This window comes from uncultured Sphingosinicella sp., from assembly GCF_963974575.1.
In the GTDB taxonomy this organism is placed as follows: domain Bacteria; phylum Pseudomonadota; class Alphaproteobacteria; order Sphingomonadales; family Sphingomonadaceae; genus Sphingosinicella.
Genome location: NZ_CAXBBQ010000008.1, coordinates 82769 through 104207 on the forward strand (window position 1 = coordinate 82769; position 21439 = coordinate 104207).

The following is a 21439-nucleotide window of genomic DNA, read 5'->3' on the forward strand; positions in this document are numbered from 1 at the left end:
AAGCATGATTTGAAACTTGCACAGTGGATTAATAATTGACATGAAAATAAAACTGCATTTAAGTGCAGAAATTGCAGGGAGTCGTGTATTCCGTGCAATGTGGAGTGCCTGAAGGGTACGCAACGGGCCGTCGGCAAGAGCGGCAAGAGGGAAGATCGTCATGGGTGTCAGCAGCACTCCGTCACGCCTTTTGGGCTCAAGCCGCCGCCCGGCGTCGTGAGCGCTGTACGCAATGGAATTCTTAGTCAGCCACAAGAGTTCGGCAACAAACGCATTTTCGGGGGAGGAAATATGAACACGATTCGATTGAAGCATCTGGGTCTGTCGACGGCACTTTGCGGTGCGAGCGCTCTGCTTTTGGCTGCGCCTACCATGGCACAGGAAGGAGCACAGGCTCCTGATCAGGAAAGCGCCACGGCCGGCGGCCTTGAAGAAATCGTCGTGACGGCGCAGCGCCGCGCGCAGAATCTTCAGGATGTTCCCCTGTCGATCGTCGCGGTCAGCGCCGATACGCTGTCGCGCACGGGCGTTCCCACGATCGAGGCGCTGAACACGCTGATTCCCAACGCGGTCATTGAGCACGTCGGTCTATTTCCGGGCGTCGCGTCCCTGTCGATCCGTGGCGTTGGCGTCAGCGGTATCGAGAGCTTCGCCGATCCGCAGGTCGCGGTTTACATCAACGGCATCTACCAGGCACGCAACGTCAATGCGTTGAGCAGCACGGTCGATGTGTCATCCATTGAGGTGCTGCGCGGTCCGCAGGGCACGCTTTATGGTCGCAACGCCTTTTCGGGTGCTATCTCGCTGCGCACCAACCGGCCGGACATGAACGAAACCAGCGGCTCTGCGATGGCGACGATTGCGAATTACGGCAAGGTCGACGTCGATGTTGTCGGCAACGTGCCGATCGTTGAAGGCAAGGTCGCGGCGCGTCTCGCCGTGCGGTCGCACAACTTCGACGGCTTCTGGAAGAACCACGGTATTGTTGCGCCGGGCGTTGTCGATTCCACGCTTGAAGGCAAATCCATCGGGCGCGAGCGCAGCCTTTATGTGCGTCCGAGCCTGCGCTTCACGCCGAATGAAGACTGGGACATCAACGTCATCGGCGAAATCATGCGCGAACGCAGCGAAGGCTATTCGGCCGGTCAGATCGTCCTGCCTGGCAGCACGCTCGCTGGTCTTGGTTTCCCTGGCTTCAATCCGTTCGGAGACAAGCGTCTCGGCATAGCCTCCGACGGTTCCAATCCGCTTCGTGCCGGTACGAACGTCAGCGGTAAGCCGACCGACAACGACCAGTGGAATATCACCACGGATGCCGCTTACACCACTGACTTCGGTACTATTCGCGCACTCGTGAACTATAATCACGCGACGTCCGAGATTTGGGCCGATACAGACGGCACCAACATCAATGCCTATACGACTGCTCGCTGGGAAACCTATCGGGCGTTCTCGGGCGAACTCCAGTTTTCTTCCGATTTCTCGGATTCGGTGAATGTCGTCGCGGGCCTGTTCTATCTCTGGGATCACTACAACACGACGCAGCTCAGCTTCACGGACTTCTCGCTGCCGTTCGTCTCAGAATTCTCTGTCGCCGATACCACGCAAAATCCGGGCTATGTGAACAATACCGGAAAGCGAAAGACGTGGGCGGCATACGCTCAGGTCGAGTATAATTTCACGCCGGAGCTCGCGCTCGTCCTCGGCGGCCGCTACAGCTATGAAAAGAAGTACGGCTTCCGCGGCACAAACGCGACCATCAACACCACCGGCCTCGCGCGCGACATCGATTTCAGTGATCATATCTGGCCGACAAACACCGCAATCATCTTCGGTCCGACCCAGAAGAGTTGGGAAAGCTTCTCGCCGCGTGTCGGCGTGAACTATAAGGCGAGCGACGATGTGATGCTGTTCGGTTTCTGGCAGCGCGCATTCAAGTCGGGCGGCTTCAACGCCAACTCGTCTGACCGGACGGCGTTCCTGACGCCGTATGGACAGGAGCAAGTCGACAACTATGAAGTCGGTATCAAGAGCGACTGGTTCGACCGTCGGCTGCGGCTAAACGTCAACGCTTTCTACAGCAAGTTCGATGGTCTGCAGCGCAGCCTCGTGACGCCGACCCCATCGTCGCCAAACGGCGTGACCACGGTCAACCAGAATCTCGCCGACATGAAGAGTTACGGTATCGAAGCCGAGATCTCGGCGCGTCCTGTCGATCAGTTGACGATTTATACCAACATTGGCTGGAACAAGGCTTCCTACACCTCGTACTGCGCGGACCTTGATGGAGCCGAGCTGACGACGACACCGGCGAATGGCCGTGCAGTTTGTGGCGCGATCACGACGGTGACATCGGGCGGCGTGGACCGTTATCTGGTGCCGACCGACTACTCCAACCTGAAACCGATGCGTGCGCCGCGCTGGGATCTGACGGCCGGTTTCACCAAGGACTTCACGGCCGGTTCGGGCACGATCTCGGTGAACGGTAGCGTTAACTATCGCAGCTCGGTGTTCGTGCAGCTGCTGAACGTGCCATACTCTTACCGCCCGGCAATGACGCTCGTGGATGGCAGCATCAAGTGGACGCCGGATGATGAGCGTTACGAAGTTACACTCTGGGGCAAGAACCTCACCAATCAGGTCGAAATCCTGAACCACCTGCCCGTCGGCAACCTCTTCGGGATTTATCATGTTACCAACCCGCGCACATATGGTGTTACGCTTGGTATGAAGTTCTAGTCGGGAAGAGTTGGGGTGCGGGACATACGGCTTGCCGTGTGTCCCGCATCGGTTCCGTTGTGATGGAGAGGTGGATGCGCGGCATCGCGAAAACGGACAGGTTGCCTGTTCTGCTGGTCTCGGTCGCTATGCTGACGATGCTCAGTTTTTCCGATAATGCGGCCGACGCGACCAGTGCAGTGCGCTCGCCCGCCTACAACGAGGCCGACGGTACCAATTGGCAGGCGTTTGGCCGTACCTATAGCGAGACGCACTTCAGCCCGCTGAAGGAAGTCAACGATGGCAATATCGAGCGGCTCGGGCTTGTTTGGGCGCACGATCTGGAGCCGACGTTCAACAGTTTCTCGGCGCCGCTCGCCGTAGACGGCGTTCTGTATTTCGCCACAGGTTACAGCGTCATTCATGCGATGGATGCGCGCACCGGCGAACTGCTTTGGAAATACGATCCCGAGGTCTACAAGCACGCCGGTCACAAGATGCGGGCAGGCTGGGGTATACGCGGCATCGCCTTCGACGACGGCAAGGTCTTCACGGGAACGCTCGATGGGCGCCTGATTGCACTTGATGCCAAGACCGGCGCGCTGCTCTGGAGCGAACTTACTCTCGATCCAAAAGACGAAAGCTACATCACCGGGCCTCCCTGGGTCTTCAACGGCAAGGTGGTGATCGGCAGCGGCGGTTCGGATTATGGGCCCGTGCGCGGCTATGTGACCGCGTACGACCAGAAAACGGGCAAACAGGCGTGGCGCTTCCACACCGTTCCCGGCAACCCCGCGGACGGCTTTGAGAACAAAGCCATGGAAATGGCTGCGAAGACCTGGACAGGCGAGTGGTGGAAGCACGGCGGTGGTGGTTCCGTCTGGCACGCCATGGCGTTCGATCCGAAGTTCAACCGCATCTATCTCGGCGTCGGCAACGGCGCGCCGTGGAACCAGAAGATTCGCAGTCCGCAGGGCGGCGACAACCTGTTCCTCGCGTCCATCGTCGCGCTCGATGCCGATACGGGCGAATACGTCTGGCACTATCAGGCGAATCCCGGCGAGACGTGGGACTACAACAACACGATGGACATCCAGCTCGCCGATCTGAAGATCGGCGGCAAGGTTCGTCCAGTCATCATTCACGCGCCGAAGAACGGCTTCTTCTATGTGATCGACCGCAAGACCGGGAAGCTGGTGTCGGCCGAGAAATTCTCCAAGGTCACGTGGGCCGAGCGGATCGACCTGAAGACGGGGCGGCCCGTGGAAACGCCGGATGCCCGCTATCCGGACGGCAAGCCGGTGATCATCTATCCGTTCCCGAACGGCGCGCACGGTGTTCAGGCGATGGCGTTCAGCCCGCAGACGGGCCTTGCCTACATTCCGGCGAATGAGGGCGGCCGCGTCTATGTGGACGCGCCGGCCGATTTGTCGAAATGGCGGCATCGGCCGGGTATGTACATCAACACCGGCCTTGGCGCCGCGCCGCCGGGGATGACCGTGCCGCCGCCAATCAGTTTCCTGCAGGCATGGGATCCCGTGCGGCAGAAGGAAGCCTGGCGCGTGCCCATGAAGGGCGCGTTCAGCGGCGGCGTACTGACGACGGCGGGAAACCTCGTCGTGCAGGGCAATGCGGAAGGCAAGCTCGTCGCCTATGCGGCGAACAGCGGCAAGCCGCTGTGGTCGTTCAATGCGCAGAACGGCATCCTTTCGAACCCGATCACCTACACGGTGGACGGACGCCAGTATCTGACCGTCATCACCGGTTGGCGATCGAGCTATGGCACGGCACCGACCTGGGACTATTACGGGCAGAAGCGGCGCGTGCTGACGTTCGCGCTGAATGGCAAGGCTGTACTGCCGGACGATGAGCCGGTCGAAATGCCCATCGCGGATGATGAAAGTTTCGTGGTGGATGCCGAAAAGGCGAAGATCGGCAGTGCCCTCTACAACACGGCCTGCATCGTCTGCCACGGCGTTGGCATGATCGCGGGCGGCGCGGCGCCGGACCTGCGCAAGGCAGGGGCCCCGATGGCATTCGAATCGCTGGCCGCCGTGGTGCGGGATGGCGAACTGATGCAGAATGGCATGCCGCGTTTCGAGCAGTTGACCGATGGCGAGATCGAGGGGCTTCAGCATTACATCCGCCAACGCGCGCGCGAAGCGCTGGCATCGATGGAGTCTGCTCCGCAGGCATCACCGAAATGAGCGGCATGTCCTGCTGATGCGCAAGTGGTCGGGGCAGGTCCTTGCTATTCTTGCCTGTGCCCTTCTCAGCGGATGTCTTGGCGACAGCCCGTCCGTTGTCGACGGTGCGGATTGGCCCGGCTACGGCGGGCCTGTCGATGAAGCGCACTACAGTCCGCTGAAAGAAATCGATACGGGAAATGCCGCGAAACTGGGCCTTGCCTGGTATCACGACATCGACGTGGGGCCGAGCAGCCTGTCCGCGCCGGTGGCGGTCGATGGCGTGCTCTATTTCGCGGCGGGCTACAGCGTTGTTCACGCCATGGACGCCGCGACCGGCAAGGAATTGTGGCGATATGATCCCGAAGCGCCGAAAGCGGCGGGCCACAAGCTGCGCGCCGCATGGGGAAGCCGCGGCATCGCCTATGCGAATGGCCTCATCTTCACCGGCACCATCGATGGGCGGTTGATCGCCATCGATGCGAAGACCGGCAAGCCGCGCTGGAGCGCGATGACGATCGAACCCGACGACAGCCGCTACATCACGGGTGCGCCCTGGGTGTTCGGTGACAAGGTGGCGATTGGGCATGGCGGAGCGGATTTCGGGCCCGTGCGCGGTTATGTGACGGCTTATGACCAGAAGACCGGCAAGCAGGTGTGGCGCTTCCACACCGTTCCCGGCAACCCCGCAGACGGTTTCGAGAACAAGGCCATGGAAATGGCCGCGAAGACGTGGACGGGCGAATGGTGGAAATACGGCGGCGGCGGCACAGCGTGGAACGCCATGGCCTACGATCCCAAATACAACCGCATCTATATCGGCGTCGGCAACGGCGCGCCGTGGAACCAGAAGATCCGCAGCCCTGAAGGCGGCGACAATTTGTTCCTCTGTTCGATCATCGCGCTCGATGCCGATACCGGCGAATACGTCTGGCACTACCAGACGAACCCGGGCGAAACGTGGGATTTCAACTCGGCGATGGATATCGAACTTGCCGAACTTGATATCGACGACAAGAAACGCGAGGTGCTGCTGCACGCGCCGAAGAACGGCTTCTTCTACGTGCTCGACCGCGAGACCGGGAAATTGATCTCTGCCGAGAAGATCGTGCCCGTAAACTGGGCGGACCGCATCGACGTTGAGACCGGGCGCCCTGTCGAACGCCCGGAGGCGCGCTATCCAGCGGGCAAGGCCACGATTGTCTATCCATCGCCCTACGGTGCGCACAATGTGGAGGCGATGTCGTTCAATCCGGGAACGGGCCTCGTCTACATTCCGGTTCTCGATCAGGGGCGGGCGTATACCGACCCGAGCGGGCCTCTGGCGGAATGGAAACATCTCGACGGCCAGCGTCTCAGCGTCGGTACGGGCACGCCGCCCGCCGATCTGAAGCCCCGGCCGGCATCGAGCGCGCTGCTGGCGTGGGATCCGGCGCGGCAGCGAGAGGTCTGGCGCCGGCCTTATCCGGGAATGCGCGGCGGCGGCGGTACGGCGACGACAGCGGGTAACCTGCTGCTGCAAGGCCGCGCGGCGGGCGAATTTACTGTCATGGCGGCGGATACGGGGAAGGTGCTTTGGTCGTTCGATGCACAGACGGCGGTGATGGCGCAGCCGATCACGTATCTCGCGGGCGGGAAGCAGTACATCACGGTGATCGCGGGGTCGCGTTTCCAGGGCGCGGCAGGGCTTGAGCGCGAATGGAACTATTATACGCAGCAGTGGCGTGTGCTGACGTTTGCGCTGGGCGGCACCGCGAAGCTGCCACCTGCCGAGCGAGTCGATATCCCGATCGCCGAGGATCCGGCGTTCAAGGTGCTGCCGTCGCGCGCTTCGCTCGGCGAGACGGTGTATGCGCAGCGCTGCTCGATCTGCCATGGCCCGACGGCGCTTTCCGGCGGTGCGTCGCCTGATCTGCTACGCTCGGCCATGCCTTTGAATTTCGAGGCCATGAAGACGGTATTGCGCGAGGGCATTCTGATCGAGCGCGGGATGCCGCGCTTCGAGGAGCTGTCCGACGAGGAGATCGTCGGCCTCCAGCACTTTATCCGTAAACGAGCGCGCGAGATGCAAGCCGCCGATCCGCGCGCATCGGTCAGCAGAGGTCACAATGAAGGTCAATGACGTCACTACCTACGAAGCGGATGGCCGGATCGCGGTCGTTACCGTTGATTCTCCGCCCGTAAACGCACTGTCGAACGCCGTGCGGCAGGGGATTGCCGATGCGGTTGAGAAGGCGATCACAGACGATGCGGTAGGGGCAGTCGTCCTGATCTGCGAGGGGCGCACCTTCTTTGCAGGCGCGGACATCACGGAGTTCGGCAAGCCGCAGGTGGAGCCGTCGCTGCGGGGGCTCCAGAAGATCGTCGAGAACGCGACCAAGCCGATTGTTGCCGCGATCCACGGCACGGCGCTCGGCGGCGGGCTGGAGCTTGCGCTCGTCGCGCACTACCGCATCGCCGTTCCGTCGGCGAAGTGCGGCCTTCCCGAAGTGAAGCTCGGTCTGTTGCCGGGTGCGGGCGGCACGCAGCGCCTGCCGCGCGTGGTGGGCGTGCGGAAGGCGCTCGAGATGGTGACGAGCGGCAACCCGATCTCCGCGAAGGAGGCGCACGCGATGGGTCTTCTCGATGCGCTGGCGGAGGAGGGCGGGCTGCGCGCAGCCGCCATCGACTTCGCGAACAGGGTTCTCGATGAAGGCCTGCCGCTGCTGAAAGTGCGCGACCGCGCCGAAAAGCTGGAGGAAGCGCGCGCCAACCCTGGCATCTTTGACGATTTCCGCAAGGCGAACGCCCGCCAGTTCCGCGGTTTCCTTGCGCCCGAGTACAATATCCGCTGCATCGAGACGGCGGTGAGCGACCTGCCGTTCGAGGATGCCTTGGTCCGCGAACGCGCGCTCTTCGACGAACTGATGAAGGACAGCCAATCCGCCGCGCAGCGGCACGTGTTCTTCGCGGAACGCCAGGCGGCGAAAGTGGACGACATTCCTGCCGATATGCCGACGCTGCCGATCGCCAGGGTCGGCGTCATCGGCGCGGGCACGATGGGCGGCGGCATCGCCATGAACTTCCTGAACGTTGGCATTCCTGTCACCATCGTGGAGACGGCGCAGGCGGGCCTCGATCGCGGCCTCGGCATCATTCGGGGCAACTACGACGCGACCGTGAAAAAGGGGCGTCTGAAGGCCGAAGACGTCGAAAAGCGCATGGGGCTGCTCACCGGTTCGATCGACCTCGGTGATCTTTCCGACTGCGACCTCGCCATCGAGGCGGTGTTCGAGCAGATCGACGTAAAGCGGGACGTGTTCGCGCGGCTCGACGCCATCGCGAAGCCGGGTGCCATCCTCGCAACGAATACCAGCTATCTCGATGTGGATCAGATCGCGGCGGCCACGAAGCGTCCGGAAAGTGTGCTCGGCCTGCACTTCTTCTCACCAGCCAACGTCATGAAATTGCTGGAGATCGTCCGCACGAAGGATACGAGGCCTGAGGTGGTGGCGACGGCGGTCAAGCTCTCGAAGACAATCGGCAAGATCGGCGTGACGGTGGGCAACGGCTTCGGCTTCGTCGGCAACCGCATTCTCGCGGCGCGCAATACGCAATCGGACAAGCTGATCCTCGAAGGTGCGACGCCGCAGGACGTCGATCGCGTTCTCTACGATTTCGGTTTCCCGATGGGGCACTTTCAGATGCGCGACCTCGTGGGGCTCGACGTGGGCTGGGACCGGGCCAGGACAAGCTCCTCGACGGTACGCGAAATCCTGAACGAGATGGGGCGGCACGGTCAGAAGACGAAGGCCGGCTATTACGACTATGACGAGAACCGCAAACAGACGCCGTCGCCGGTGGCGGCAAAGGTGATCGAGGATTTCGCGGCGCGTCAGGGCATTCAGCGCCGCACGATCGGCGACGACGAGATTCACGACCGCATCCTCTACGCGATGGTGAACGAAGGCGCGCGTATCCTTGATGAAGGCATTGCCGCGCGGTCTTCAGATGTCGATGTCGTCTGGATCACCGGCTACGGCTGGCCGCGCTACCGCGGCGGGCCGATGTTCTGGGCCGACCTCGAAGGTCCTGCCACGGTTCTGGAAAAGCTGAATGCGCTGCGCGCCGCGCATGGCGATGATTTTGCGCCGTCACCGCTCATCGAGAGGCTTGCGGCGGAGGGCAAGACGTTCAAGGACGTGTGATACGTCTCTTTTGCACTGGATCGGCTTACCGGAAAAATATATACCTTGGTGCAAATTTGGGTAAGGGTTCGATATGGCAGGCGCCAAAGCGGCAATCGCGGGCATAGGTGAAACGGCGTTCGTGCGGGCGACGCCGCGCACGACGCTGGACATGACCGTAGAAGCCGCGCGCAAGGCGGTCGCCGATGCCGGCCTCGGCATCGCTGACATCGACGGCTTCGTGTCGTGCGGAAGCGTCGATCACGTTGATGAACTGGCTTTCGCGCTCGGCGTCGCCGATCGGGGTTTCAGCGCCGCCACGTCCGTCGTCGCGGGCACCGCGACGGTGGGCAGCGGACTCCAGCTCGCACAGCTTGCCGTACAGTCCGGCCTCGCGAAGCATGTGCTTGTCTATTACGCCATCAAATGCTCGAAACCCGGCGGCCCGCGCACCACGCACCTTGCCGAGCCGCTGAAGGTCGACCTCGAAATGCCGGTGGGCTACTTCGGCCAGCCCGCCTATTTCGCCGTCCTTGCCAACCGCTACGCGCATGAATTCGGGCTTTCCGAGGAAGAGCTGGCCTCGGTGGCGCTAACCTATCGCAAATGGGCCGTACTGAACCCGGACGCGCAGAAGCGCGAACCGATGGACATGGAAGGCTACCGCAAGAGCCCGATGGTAGCGCGACCGATGCGCGTTGCCGATTGCTGCCTGATGACCGACGGCGCCGGCGCCTATCTGGTGACAACGCTGGAACGTGCACGTGACCTCGCGAAGCCACCCGCAGTGGTCGCAGGCATCGGCATCGCGTCGAACCCCGAACCGATGTCAACCGTGCTGACGCAGCGGCATGATCTCCTCGACCTGCCGGGGCGCCGCTCGGCCGAAGCGGCGTATGCTGCGGCGGGCATCACGGCAGCGGACGTGAATGTCGCGCAGGTTTATGACTGCTTCAGCATCTCCGCGATCCTGCAAACCGAAATGCTCGGTTTCTGCGAAAAGGGCGAGGGCGCACGCTTCTATCATGCTGGCCACGCCGCGCCGGGCGGGAAGATGCCGGTCAACACCAGCGGCGGGCATATGTCGGGCGGCTATGTGCCGGGCATCAACCTCCTCATCGAAGGCGTGCGGCAGCTTCGCCGCGTGCGCGGCGAAGCGCAGGTCGCGGACGCATCCGTCTGCGCAGTCGCCGGGCTCGGCGGCAACACGCACGCCACGACCATCCTTACGCGGGACCAATGATCATGGGTGTTCCGAACTTTCCGCCGCGTCTCGACACCGACCTTTGCAAACCCTTCTACGAGGGGCTTGCGGCGGGCGAGCTCAGGATTACCGCCTGTCCGGAATGTGGAACGTTCTACTGGTATCCGCCTGAGGTGCTGCCCTGCCATCCGGAAAGTCACGCTGTCTGGAAGCCGCTTTCGGGCGAGGGGACGATCTATTCGTTCACTACGGTCGAACGCAGCCTGCTGCCCGGCGCCGATCCGGCGAGCGTGCCGCACACCATCCTGCTCGTCGAGCCGGCGGAAGCCCCGCAGACGCGGATCATTTCGCTCCTGGTCGGCGATGCCGAGCCTGTCTGCGGGATGCGTGTGAAGCTGTCTCCCATAGCGGCGGGTGAACATGTGCTGCCGGGTTTCGTGCCGGCCTGAAGCGATATCGGGAGAGAAAAGAATGTCCGGACCACTTGATGGATTGAGGATCGTCGACGCCTCCAGCGTGATGGCGGGTTCGATCGCCGGCGTCCTGCTGGCCGACCATGGTGCAGAGGTGATCCGCATCGAGCCAAAAGGCGGTCTCGCCTTCTCGCATCTGCCGCTGCGCAAGGGCTGGGAACGCGGCAAGACGAGCGTGGAACTCGATATCGCGGATGAAAAGGATACGCTGCTCGGCCTGCTGGCCACGGCGGACGTCTTTATCCACTCGCTCGCGGACGGCGAGGCGAAGGCGCTCGGGCTCGATGCCGAAACATTGAATGCGCAGTTCCCCGCGCTCATCGTCTGCGCGCTTACAGCTTACGGCGCGGACACGCCATTCGCTGACCGCCCCTACGGCGAGTCGCTCGCCGCCGCGCGGCTGGGCGCGATGGTGGAGAAGGGCAATCCGCATCGGCCTGACACGCCGTTCTATCTGGGGCATCCGGGTCTGCACTACGGGCAGGCGTTCCTCGCGGCGATCGACATTCTCTCGGCCCTGCGCGCGCGCCACGAAACCGGCCAGGGACAGGGCGTCGAGGCGTCGCTGCTCGACAGCTTCCTCGCCCAGTCCCCGATGAACTGGTGGTATCACCCGGAGGGGAAGTCCTATATCGCGCGCGGCGGCAAGGCCTCCACGAAGGGCACGCCGTTTGGCTACACGCGCCTCATCACCGGCCTCTTCCAGTGCGGCGACGGCGAATTCCTGCAGGTGCACAGCGGCGGCCCCGGCGCGTTCAAGGTGCTGACCGACCTGCTCGGCTTCGGCGACCGCGTGAAGGCCGTGAACGGCCCCGAAATGGCAATTCCGCTCGAGGAAGAGGAATACAGGGCGGTACGCGTCGATATCTATGATGCGTTCAAGAAGAAGCCGCGCGCCGAATGGCTGGAACTGTTCTACGCGAACGACATCGCGACACTCCCGGTGCTGCGCCCGGCCGAAGCGTTGCTCGATCCGCAGGTGGAACATATGGGCCAGCGCATCGAGATCGCCGATCCCGATCTTGGCACCGTGCATCAGGCCGGCCCGGCGATCCGTTATCGCAGCGCGGGTGCCGCGAGCATCGTGGCCGCGCCGAAGGTCGGCGCCGACAACGGCAAGCTTCCGGCGCTCCTCGCTGCGCCAAGGCGTGCGTTTACACCCACTGGCAAGCGGCTTTCACACGCGCTTGAAGGTATCCGGATTGTGGACTTCAGCTCGTTCTTCGCTTGTGGTTACGCAGGCAAGCTGATGGCCGACATGGGCGCGGACGTCATCAAGGTGGAAACCCCCACGGGAGACCAGATGCGCCCGCTTCCTGATCCGTTCGAGGCGTGCCAGCGCGGCAAGCGCGGCATCGCGCTCAACATCAAATCGGCCGAAGGACTGGAGGTCGTCCGCAAGCTCGTCGCCACCGCCGACGTTGTTATGCACAACTGGCGACCGGGCAAGGCCGAGAAGGCGGGCATCGGCTACGACGATCTCGTCAAGATCAAGTCGGACCTCATCTACGCCTACCTTCCGGGCTATGGCTCCTCCGGCCCGAAATCGAAGCTGAAGAGCTTCGCGCCTCTCATTTCGGGCTTCTGCGGCCTGCTTTACGAAGGTGGCGGCGAAGGCAACGATCCGGTGCCGAGCGTGTTCGGCAACGAGGACTACAACAACGGCTTCCTCGGCGCGGTCGGCGTTCTGATGGCACTAGAGCACCGCTACCGGACCGGGCAGGGCGATTACCTCGAATGTCCGCAGGTCCATTCCAGCCTGTTCACGACCTCCGAACATTTCCTCGACAGCAACCGCGATATCGTCTGGGGGCTGCGTCTCGACCAGCAGCAGATGGGTTTCAGCGCGCTTGATCGGCTGTTCCGGACGAAGGACGGTTGGCTGGCGATCGCTTGCGAGGACAATCAGCGCTTCGCGGCGCTGGCCGGGGCCATTGGCAAGCCGAGCCTTGTTGAGGATGCGCGCTTCGCAAGCCCGCATGCCCGCACCGGGAACCGCCGGGCGCTGGAAGCAGAGTTGGAGCCGGTCTTCGCCGCGCTGACGAGCGCCGAGGCCTTCGCAAAGCTGGATGCCGCGGGCGCGCCCTGCGAGATCGCGGTCGAGGATCCCTGGATTCCGGGTTTCTTCCATGAAGGCTGGGCGGAAAAAGGCGGACGCCTGTTCGATCAGGCGGATTCGATCCACGGGCCGATCCGTGAGATCGGCCTTGTAACGCACCTCAAGGGCACGCCGGGGCTGAAGCGCTCGACCGCACCCCGGCTCGGTGAGCACAGCCGTTCGTTGCTGGCGGAACTCGGCTATACTTCGGATGTGATCGAAAAGCTGGTTGGTGACAGAACCGTGATCGCCGCCGCCTGAGCCGCCGCGCGGTTGACGCCAGCGGCAAGAGCGGTCATGAATTTTCGTCTGACACGCAGTTTATGCGCTTCATGGGGATCTTTAAGGGACCGTGCGTTTGCTGAACGAAGTCACCGAGAGGCCGCAGACCTATTCGAGCCCGGCCATTCGCGCGCGGCGGAGCCGTATCCTTGAAGAAACCCGCAAGATGATCTCGGAGCAGGGCGTTTCGGCGCTCAGCATGAACGAGATCGGTAAACGCGCCGGTGTGGCGAAGCGCACGCTCTACAATGCCTTCCAGACGCGCGAGCGGATGATCGCTGCCGCTATTCAGGAGTATTTCGACGAGTATCTCGCTCGTATCCCGTACAACAGCGACCCCGGCACCCTCATGCACAATCTGGAGCGGATCGTCGCGGTGGTGCAGCGCAACCGCAAGATCCGCAACTACATCCGCGCCATCATGGGACTCTATTTCAGCCCGGACACCGACCCGGACATCTGGACCGCGATGCATTCCATGGGAACGCGGCCAAACCTCGGCTGGATCCGCAACCTGCAGATCCGCAAGCATCTGCAGCCGTGGGTGGATGTAGAGAAGCTGGCCGACGATATCGTCCGCTACGAATATGCCACGATCAACGACTGGGCGCGCGGGCGCATCGGCGACGACGAGATCGTGCCGCGCCTGGCACGCAGCTATCTGACCTTCATGAGCGGCGCAACGCGGGGCGCCGCGCGCAAGGAGATCGAGGAACTCCTTACGCGCATTGACGAGGAGGGACTGTCCTCGATCCCGGTCTTCGCTGCGCCGCGCAAGGTGTCGGCAGCCTAATTATATCCCGCGATGCAAAATTTCTTGCACTTTCCATGATACCCGCGTTTGGTGCAGGAAAGGCTTGGGGAAGGATCGATCATGGCCGAATCGGACGCTGCGGCTGAGCAGGAACTGATTTTCGAGCGCAGGGATGATGATGTTGCCCTGCTGACGCTCAATCGTCCGAAAGCGCGCAATACCGTCTCGTTCGCGATGTGGGAGCAGTTCTCGCAGGCGCTCGACACGCTGGAGACCGATTTGCCGCGCGCGGTCGTGCTGTGTGGAGCTGGCGGCTATTTCAGCAGCGGCGGTGACGTGAAGACGCCGCCGTCTCGCGGCGACGGAGCGCAGCGCCTCGCGGCGCGGCTTGAAATGGGGCAGCGCATCATCGCACGCCTGCGCGCGCTGCCGGCGCCGACGATAGCCGCAGTGGAAGGCGGCGCATTCGGCGTGTCCTGGAGCCTCGCCATGGCGTGCGACATGATCTTCGCGTCGAAAACGGCTCGTTTCGGAGCGCCGTTCCTAACCTTCGGACTTGTGCCGGATGGTGGCGCGGCGTGGTTCCTCTCTCGGCAACTCGGGCGGCACCGCGCCGCCGAGATCATCTTCTCGGGGCGCTATCTTGACGCCGACGAAGCGCTTGCTGCGGGGCTTGTCAGCCGGCTCGAGCCGGAAGGGGCGGTGGTCGAAGCGGCACTTACATTCGCATCCGACATCGGTAGCGGCAACCGCCATGCGGTTGAGCTCACGAAACGTCTGCTCCAGATTTCGGACACGTCCGACCTCGCCGTCAGTCATGCGCTGGAACTCTCTTACTGTCATACCTGCCAGGCGGGCGACGAGGTGGTGCGGGCTCGCGAGGCCTTCGTCGCGCGTGCAGCCGCCGCGAAGGCGAGCAAGCCGGCTGGCTGAAAGGGCGACAATGCAGTTCGACATGCGTAATCTGCCGATGCCGGTGAACTACAAGATCGTGAATTCCACGATCACGCCGCGTCCCATCGCCTGGACGACGACGCTGTCCGCCAAAGGCGTGCTCAACGTCGCGCCGTACAGCTTCTTCAACTGTGTGGGCGTCGAACCGCCGCTGGTGGCGCTGGGGCTGCTGAAGGACGAGAACCACGCTCTCAAGGACACCGCGACGAACATCATCGCAACGGGTGAGTTCGTGGTGAACCTCGTGTCGGAAGACGATGCGGTCAAGATGAACGAAACCAGCGTATCCGCGCCGCCGGAACTGAACGAAGCCATATACGCGGACGTCGAAACCGTGCCGTCGGTGCTCGTGAAGCCGCCGCGTATCGCGACCAGCCCTGTCAGCTTCGAATGCCGCAAGGTCGCCGCGCTCGATATCGGCGTGCGGCAGACCATCGTGATCGGTGAAATCCTGATGGCGCATATCGGTGACGAATTCATCACGGATGTGGACAGGCTCTATCTCGATACGCCTGCCATGAAGCTGATCGGTAGAACGCACGGTGCGGGCTGGTATGTCCGGAATTCGGATCAGTTCCAGATGAATCGTACCGCTTACGATCCGGAAAAGGCGAAGGGCCTCGGCGCGATATGACCCCCGTCTGTTGGGGCGATCAAAGATAGGCGTTGCAAGCGTTGCGGCGCTCCGGCATAAATTGACCTATGGTGCAATAATGAGTTTGGCGTCGAACGGCCTTCGCAGGTGCTCGCGAGACAGGCTCTAAAGCGAAGGTTCGGGGAGTTCGCCATGTCACAGGTCGCGCCACAGGATACCGACTATCCGAGTCCCGCAACCGGCTGGCTGACGGTTTCCATCCTCTTCCTGCTCTACATCCTGTCCCTGACCGACCGCTACATCATCGCGCTCCTCGTCGAGCCGATCAAGGCGGACCTCGGGCTTTCGGATTTCCAGATCAGCCTGCTGCAAGGCCCGGCCTTCGCGCTGCTGTTCTGCCTGTGCGCCATCCCCGTGGGCGTTGCACTCGATCGCTATAGCCGACGCTGGGTATTGTTCGTCTCGATCACGGTCTGGAGTCTCGCCGCCGCCGGTTGCGGCCTCGCCCGCAACTTCGGCGCGCTGTTCGTGGCGCGCGCGGCGGTGGGCGCCGGTGAATCCGGTTTCGGCACGGGCAGCTATTCGATCATCGGAGACAGCTTCCCGCCGCACAAGGTATCGCTCGCCATGTCCGTGTTCGTGATGGGCGGCGTGATGGGGGCGGGCATCGTGTTCCTGCTCGGTGGGCCGATCGTTGAGGCCGTGATGAAGGCAGGGCCTGTCGAATGGCCTATCCTCGGCATGATGGAGCCTTGGCAGCAGGTTTTCATCATCACCGGTGCGCCCGGTATCGCGATGGCTTTCCTCGTATTCCTGTTCCGCGAGCCGAAGCGTCGCGCTGCGCCCGCCGCGCAGTCCAACGCCGGATACGGCGAGGCGATCCAGTTCCTGAAGCAACGCAAGCGGCTGTTCACTGCGATCTTCCTGGGCTTCGGTCTCACTTACTCTGTGACGATCGGGCTGCAACTCTGGACACCGACCTATTTGGTACGCGCGCACGGCTGGGAACCGGCGCGCATCGGCATCGTACTCGGCATCGCGCAGATTCTCTCCGCCGCGACGCTGCCCGTCCACGGATGGATCGTCGACAAGCTGTTCAAAGGTGGACGCAAGGACGCGCACCTCTTCTGGTGCATGGCGACCGCCTTCTTCGCCATTCCCTGCGGCGTCGCGGCGTTCCTGATGACGAACGCGTGGGCGACGGTCGTTCTATATGGGCTATACATGACGTTCATTCTTTCAACGGCGAGCATGGGACCAGCAGTGGTACAGGTCGTAACGCCGCAGCGGCTACGCGGGCGCGTGTCGGCGCTCTATGTGCTCAGCACTGGGCTTGTTGCGATGGCGGGTGGCCCGGCGATGGTCGGGCTCATTACCGATATGGTTCTCCGCGACGAGCAGAAGGTCGGTATCTCGTTGATCGCAACCGTGCTTTGTGTGCTGGTCCCGGCGACACTGCTGTTCGCCTTCGGGCGGCGCGGAATGCGCGAGGTGATGGAGCCCGCGAATGTCTGACGAGACGATCCTGAACCACGTTTCGGAAGGCGGGGACTGATCGCAGCGGCATTTAAGGAAAAGCGGGCGGCACGATTTCACGGAAGGTAACGATGATGACTGGAACGCCAACGATACCGGCCTCGCTTTCCGGCGGCCCCAAGAAAATGCTGATTGGCGGCGAATGGGTCGATGCGCTTTCCGGCCAGACGTTCCCCACGCTGAATCCGTCGACGGGCGTGGTGCTTGCGCAGATTGCAATGGCCGACGAGGCGGATGTCGACCGCGCCGTCGCGGCGGCGCGCGCAGCCTTCGAAGGCCCGTGGAGCCGTTTCAAGCCCGCCGAGCGTCAGCGCATCCTGCTGCGCCTTGCCGATCTCGTCGAACGCGACGGTGATGAACTCGCGATGCTCGATACGCTCGAGATGGGGCGGCCGATCACCGATTCCGTGCGCGTGGCGGGTATCGTCGCGCGCGGCCTCCGGCATTTCGCGGGCATGGCGACAGCGATCCACGGCGAAACGCTGGCGAATTCCCATCCGCTCGACGTGCTCTCCTACACGCTGAAGGAGCCGGTGGGTGTCGTCGGCGCGATCATCCCGTGGAACGGACCGCTGTTCAGCGCGGCGTGGAAGATAGCGCCTGCGCTTGCGACCGGCTGCACCGTGGTTCTGAAAGCCGCGGAGGATGGATCGCTGACACCGCTGCACTTCGGTGCGCTCTGCCTCGAAGCGGGGGTTCCGCCCGGCGTCGTCAATGTGCTGACCGGCTTCGGCGTGGTCGGTGCGGCGCTGTCCCGTCATCCCGATGTGGACAAGATCACTTTTACGGGGTCGGGTGAGACGGGGCGAAAGATTATCGAGGCCTCCGCCGCTACCGCCAAGCGCGTGACAATGGAACTCGGCGGCAAGTCGCCGAACATCGTGTTCGCGGATGCCGATCTCGACCTCGCGGTGCAGGGTGCCGCGATGGCGGTGTTCTCCAATTGCGGGCAGGTATGCGCCGCGGGCACGCGTCTGTTCGTCGAGCGGTCCATCCACGACGAATTCGTCGCGCGTGTCGCTGACTTCGGAAGGACGCTGAAGATCGGAGTCAGCACGGATCCAGAAACGCGGCTGGGTCCGATCGTCTCATCGCGTCAATTCGACCGGGTGACGTCGTATATGGCGCTCGGGCCGGAAGAGGGGGCGCGGGTGGTCTCGGGCGGCACCCGTGTCACCGAAGGCGAACTCGCGAAAGGTTGGTTCGTCACGCCGACCGTGTTCTCCGATGTGAAGGACGACATGCGGATCGCGCAGGAAGAAATCTTCGGGCCGGTCGTCTGCGCGTTCCCGTTCGACGATTTCGACGAGGTGATCACACGCGCCAACGCCACGCGCTTCGGCCTTGCGGGCGGTGTGTGGACGCGCGATATCACCAAGGCGCACGCGGCGATCCGGCGTATTCGCGCTGGGTCAATCTGGGTGAATCATTACATGGCGATGGACCCGGCGGTGCCTTTCGGTGGCTACAAGCTGAGCGGTTATGGCCGCGAGGGCGGTGCCGAGCACATCGAGGCGTACCTCAACACCAAGGGCGTCTGGATCCGCACGAGTTGAGGACTATGCCGCGGCGGTCGTCGCGGCGTCCCGTGCTTTCGCGTCCGCGATCATACCGCGCATTGGCGCGAGCGCACGTGAAAGCACGGCGGCGGTAAGCGGCAGCCCGATCGCCACACAAATCAGGATGGCGCTGCCGACCTGCTTCGCATCTTTGAATCCGTAGTCCGTGATCAGCGCGACGACGAGCGGACCGAGAATGGTGCCGCCCATGCCGATGATGAGCAGCATGATCGACGACGCCTTGCCGCGCAGGTCGCTCGGCACGATCGCCTGAACCGCGACGATAGATAGTCCACCGTAGGTCGAGATCACGAAGAACAGCAACCCGATCAGCATCACCGCGAGATAAGGATTGCCGACCATGAACGCGGCAATGCCGATCGGCCAGCCGATGATCGCCGAGATCGCTGTATAGCGTAAATGGATGTCCGTGACGCCGCGCTGGAAGAAACGGTCGGCAAGGAAACCGTGAAGCGGCATTCCCGCACATGTTCCCATGAGCAGCGCCGTACCGAGCCAAAGCCCGATGCGGCTCTCTTCCCAATCATGTACGCGGCCAAGATAGGCGGGCGCCCATGTGATCACGGACAGGGCCGTCATGCCGTAGAGAAGAATTCCAAGGTGATGGCTGATATAGAAGCGGAGATGCTGCCGCACGAATTTCAGATAGACATCGTAACCTGCGGCCTTGGAGGCCGCGTGGAAGGTCGGCTGTATGCGCCGTTTTGGTTCGGGGATCAGAAAGATCAGGAACGCCATGAGCATACCTGGTGCACCGACAACGATGAAGATCAGGTGCCAGCCGCGCAACTCTCCGAGGAACGGCAGCATGTAAAGCTTGTCGGGCACGAACAATGTGGTGAGCGCGCCGCCGATCAACAGTGCAAGACCTTGGCCGACCTTGATGCCGAGTGCCGATACGGACATCGGCATTGCCATCTTCTCGCGCGGAAACAGGTCGCCAATGATGGAGTGCGATCCTGGCACCAGCACCGCCTCGCCGGCGCCGACGACCGCACGAGCCCCAAAGAGCGTCGAATAGCTCTGCGCAAAACCGGTCATGAGTGTGGCGAAACTCCACACGACCACGCCCCAGAAAATGACGACGCGCCGCTGGAACCTGTCGATCATCCAGCCCGAAGGCAAGCCCATCACCGCGTAGAAGATCGCGAAGGCAAGGCCGTAGAGCAAGCTCAGTTGTACATCGGATAAGCCCAGGTCCGCCTTGATCGGTCCCACCAGCAAGGTGAGCAGGTTACGATCGAGAACGGACAGTACGGTAAACAGGAACAGCACTGCCACAGCAGTCCATCCCACACGGCTCGCGGGGAATTCGTTCCAGGCTGTGACAGGCTGTTGCTGCTCCATATTTCGACCCTGTGCCTCTCATCAATCGTTCAGATAGCGATTCACGGTTCAGGTAGACGCAACCTGATCGCGCTGGAACCCCGCCTTCGCGATGTGTGGCCGGGCGCCACGAAGTTCGAACGGTGGTTCGACGAGTTGCTCCGTGCGGCCTATGTGAAGGTGCGCTACGCGCGGCATGACCGCGTCACGGCCGAGGAACCGAACTGGGTCGGCAGCCGCGTCGTGCTGCGCGGCCTCATTGAAGACCTCTGCCTGAAGCGGATCGAGGCGCTCAAAGCGGCCGCTTGAAATCTCTCAACGCCGTTCAGGCGCGGGACAGGCAGTGCTGATGTCAGGAAAAGGTGTGGCTCCCCGGGACAGGAGCCGGCTATTCTTGCTATTTCAAGCGATAGATATCGTTGGTGTTTCAAGCAACTGGTAAAGGCAATGATGCTTACGTCGCGCCGATCAACTGGCCGGCTGTCCGTGCCTTAGTTCCTCGAAAATGGCCGTCATATTGCTCTTTGAAGATTTTTCCCTGAGGGTTATGCTGTTGACCGTTATAGCGGTCACAATGCTATTTTGTGACCGCTATAACGGCATTTTTTCACGTGAAAGAGCGTACTCGCACTGATCTCGCATAACGCGCGAAGCACTGAACATGATGGGTAGGCTCATTCGCCTCGCACGCAAACAGCGCAAGATGTCCGAGGCTGACCTGTCAGCCCGGGTCGGCATCACCCGCGCTACGCTGCAATTAATCAAAACAGGGCCATCCAAAGGTGGAAATCGGACTGCTGTTCGAGGCAGCAACGTTGGTGGGACTGCCGCTCTTCGTCGATGAACCTTCACGGCTCGCTCCCGAGATTTTGCGGGTCAATAACAAAGTGGCGCTTCTTCCCCCGGTCGGCGCGGCGCCCGAGGAAGGATGTGAAGGATGAATTCTGATCGGTCTCCACATGTTGCGGTGAATGGCGCTGCTCGCGTCCCGATCCCGGCAGCCACCGAAGCCTTCGTGCAGATATGGCTGCCGGATACGCTTGAACCCGTGATTGCGGGTCGGATCGGTTTGGTGGGGGCCTCTATGTCTTCAACTATTGTCGTTCCTATCTGGAACGCGTCGTCCGCCTGCATCATCGCATGATCATGCTGGCAACGCGCGCATCAAGCCGCCGCAAGACGCGCGCATCTAAAGTCAAAACCGCAACTGTAATGCTAGGTTGTCGCCTTGGAGAAATAGTCGGAACGCATGACCTCGACATCGGACAGGAAGGTCACACCCGGACGCTTCTGGAACAGCCGCGCCAGGCCGCGTGCGACGTCGGCGATGATCTTTTCTTCCGCGACGCCAACAAACATAACGAGCCCACTTTGGTCGTTGAAGATGGTTTTCCCCTGATGAAAGCCGCTATGACCCATTCCGGCGACATCGCGTATCATGGTCCATCCGCCGACCCTCGCGGCCTTGAGCAGCTCTTCTACAAGGACTTGGTCCTCGGCTAAGAGCACGATCTCGATCTTTTTTAGTCGGTGCAGACTAAGATCGTCAAAAGCAGCGTTGATCATG

At 62.2% G+C, this 21439-nt stretch carries 16 protein-coding genes; 14 read left to right on the top strand and 2 right to left on the bottom strand.

From position 1 onward, the window contains the following. Positions 1 to 291: 291 nt before the first annotated feature. From AAC014_RS15030 to AAC014_RS15085, 12 genes are all read left to right on the top strand, one after another. Positions 292 to 2739, top strand: a complete 2448-nt coding sequence (locus AAC014_RS15030) for a TonB-dependent receptor (protein WP_339709993.1) — start codon at positions 292 to 294, stop codon at positions 2737 to 2739. A 74-nt stretch (positions 2740 to 2813) separates the two neighbouring features. After that, complete coding sequence (locus tag AAC014_RS15035; protein WP_339709994.1) at positions 2814 to 4925, top strand: PQQ-dependent dehydrogenase, methanol/ethanol family; 2112 nt, start codon at positions 2814 to 2816, stop codon at positions 4923 to 4925. A 16-nt stretch (positions 4926 to 4941) separates the two neighbouring features. Further along, positions 4942 to 7026: a PQQ-dependent dehydrogenase, methanol/ethanol family gene (locus tag AAC014_RS15040; RefSeq protein ID WP_339709995.1), complete on the top strand. Its 2085-nt coding sequence runs from the start codon at positions 4942 to 4944 to the stop codon at positions 7024 to 7026. Next, positions 7013 to 9091: a 3-hydroxyacyl-CoA dehydrogenase NAD-binding domain-containing protein gene (locus AAC014_RS15045; protein ID WP_339709996.1), complete on the top strand. Its 2079-nt coding sequence runs from the start codon at positions 7013 to 7015 to the stop codon at positions 9089 to 9091. The genes AAC014_RS15040 and AAC014_RS15045 overlap by 14 nt, the downstream gene beginning before the upstream one ends. Before the next feature lie 73 nt (positions 9092 to 9164). Further along, positions 9165 to 10313 carry a thiolase family protein gene (locus tag AAC014_RS15050; RefSeq protein ID WP_339709997.1) on the top strand — a complete coding sequence of 383 codons (1149 nt, stop codon included), beginning with the start codon at positions 9165 to 9167 and terminating at the stop codon, positions 10311 to 10313. Between the two features lie 2 nt (positions 10314 to 10315). After that, positions 10316 to 10723, top strand: coding sequence for an OB-fold domain-containing protein (locus AAC014_RS15055; protein ID WP_339709998.1), 408 nt, complete (start codon positions 10316 to 10318; stop codon positions 10721 to 10723). 22 nt (positions 10724 to 10745) lie between these two features. Continuing rightward, the gene (locus tag AAC014_RS15060; protein ID WP_339709999.1) at positions 10746 to 13106 is read left to right on the top strand and encodes a CoA transferase; all 2361 of its coding nucleotides are present in this window, start codon (positions 10746 to 10748) and stop codon (positions 13104 to 13106) included. Positions 13107 to 13197: 91 nt separating this feature from the next. After that, positions 13198 to 13920: a TetR/AcrR family transcriptional regulator gene (locus tag AAC014_RS15065; RefSeq protein WP_339710000.1), complete on the top strand. Its 723-nt coding sequence runs from the start codon at positions 13198 to 13200 to the stop codon at positions 13918 to 13920. An 81-nt stretch (positions 13921 to 14001) separates the two neighbouring features. Further along, the gene (locus AAC014_RS15070; protein WP_339710001.1) at positions 14002 to 14814 is read left to right on the top strand and encodes an enoyl-CoA hydratase/isomerase family protein; all 813 of its coding nucleotides are present in this window, start codon (positions 14002 to 14004) and stop codon (positions 14812 to 14814) included. A 10-nt stretch (positions 14815 to 14824) separates the two neighbouring features. Beyond that, a complete protein-coding gene (locus AAC014_RS15075) occupies positions 14825 to 15469 on the top strand; it encodes a flavin reductase family protein (RefSeq protein ID WP_339710002.1) in 645 nt (214 codons plus the stop codon). A gap of 153 nt (positions 15470 to 15622) precedes the next feature. Next, positions 15623 to 16945 (top strand): MFS transporter, encoded by a 1323-nt coding sequence (locus tag AAC014_RS15080; RefSeq protein ID WP_339710003.1) that lies wholly within the window; start codon positions 15623 to 15625, stop codon positions 16943 to 16945. A gap of 92 nt (positions 16946 to 17037) precedes the next feature. Continuing rightward, positions 17038 to 18522 carry an aldehyde dehydrogenase family protein gene (locus AAC014_RS15085; protein WP_339710004.1) on the top strand — a complete coding sequence of 495 codons (1485 nt, stop codon included), beginning with the start codon at positions 17038 to 17040 and terminating at the stop codon, positions 18520 to 18522. Between the two features lie 3 nt (positions 18523 to 18525). On the opposite strand, the gene AAC014_RS15090 is transcribed toward AAC014_RS15085, so the two are convergent. Further along, positions 18526 to 19827, bottom strand: a complete 1302-nt coding sequence (locus AAC014_RS15090; RefSeq protein ID WP_339710005.1) for an MFS transporter — start codon at positions 19825 to 19827, stop codon at positions 18526 to 18528. Positions 19828 to 19881: 54 nt separating this feature from the next. Between AAC014_RS15090 and AAC014_RS15095 the strand changes: the two genes are divergently transcribed. Further along, entirely contained in the window at positions 19882 to 20181 is a 300-nt protein-coding gene (locus AAC014_RS15095; protein ID WP_339710006.1) for a hypothetical protein, read from the top strand. A 473-nt stretch (positions 20182 to 20654) separates the two neighbouring features. Further along, positions 20655 to 20813: a hypothetical protein gene (locus tag AAC014_RS15100; protein ID WP_339710007.1), complete on the top strand. Its 159-nt coding sequence runs from the start codon at positions 20655 to 20657 to the stop codon at positions 20811 to 20813. A gap of 274 nt (positions 20814 to 21087) precedes the next feature. Here the strand turns inward: AAC014_RS15100 and AAC014_RS15105 are convergent, their stop codons facing one another. Beyond that, positions 21088 to 21438 carry a hypothetical protein gene (locus AAC014_RS15105; protein ID WP_339710008.1) on the bottom strand — a complete coding sequence of 117 codons (351 nt, stop codon included), beginning with the start codon at positions 21436 to 21438 and terminating at the stop codon, positions 21088 to 21090. Position 21439 lies beyond the last annotated feature (1 nt).

Coding starts and splice junctions, on each gene's coding strand:
- AAC014_RS15085 (WP_339710004.1), top strand. CDS start 17,038: ATGATGACTGGAACGCCAACGATACCGGCCTCGCTTTCCGGCGGCCCC.
- AAC014_RS15055 (WP_339709998.1), top strand. CDS start 10,316: ATGGGTGTTCCGAACTTTCCGCCGCGTCTCGACACCGACCTTTGCAAA.
- AAC014_RS15045 (WP_339709996.1), top strand. CDS start 7,013: ATGAAGGTCAATGACGTCACTACCTACGAAGCGGATGGCCGGATCGCG.
- AAC014_RS15060 (WP_339709999.1), top strand. CDS start 10,746: ATGTCCGGACCACTTGATGGATTGAGGATCGTCGACGCCTCCAGCGTG.
- AAC014_RS15080 (WP_339710003.1), top strand. CDS start 15,623: ATGTCACAGGTCGCGCCACAGGATACCGACTATCCGAGTCCCGCAACC.
- AAC014_RS15030 (WP_339709993.1), top strand. CDS start 292: ATGAACACGATTCGATTGAAGCATCTGGGTCTGTCGACGGCACTTTGC.
- AAC014_RS15050 (WP_339709997.1), top strand. CDS start 9,165: ATGGCAGGCGCCAAAGCGGCAATCGCGGGCATAGGTGAAACGGCGTTC.
- AAC014_RS15035 (WP_339709994.1), top strand. CDS start 2,814: ATGCGCGGCATCGCGAAAACGGACAGGTTGCCTGTTCTGCTGGTCTCG.
- AAC014_RS15040 (WP_339709995.1), top strand. CDS start 4,942: ATGCGCAAGTGGTCGGGGCAGGTCCTTGCTATTCTTGCCTGTGCCCTT.
- AAC014_RS15070 (WP_339710001.1), top strand. CDS start 14,002: ATGGCCGAATCGGACGCTGCGGCTGAGCAGGAACTGATTTTCGAGCGC.
- AAC014_RS15105 (WP_339710008.1), bottom strand. CDS start 21,438: ATGATCAACGCTGCTTTTGACGATCTTAGTCTGCACCGACTAAAAAAG.
- AAC014_RS15075 (WP_339710002.1), top strand. CDS start 14,825: ATGCAGTTCGACATGCGTAATCTGCCGATGCCGGTGAACTACAAGATC.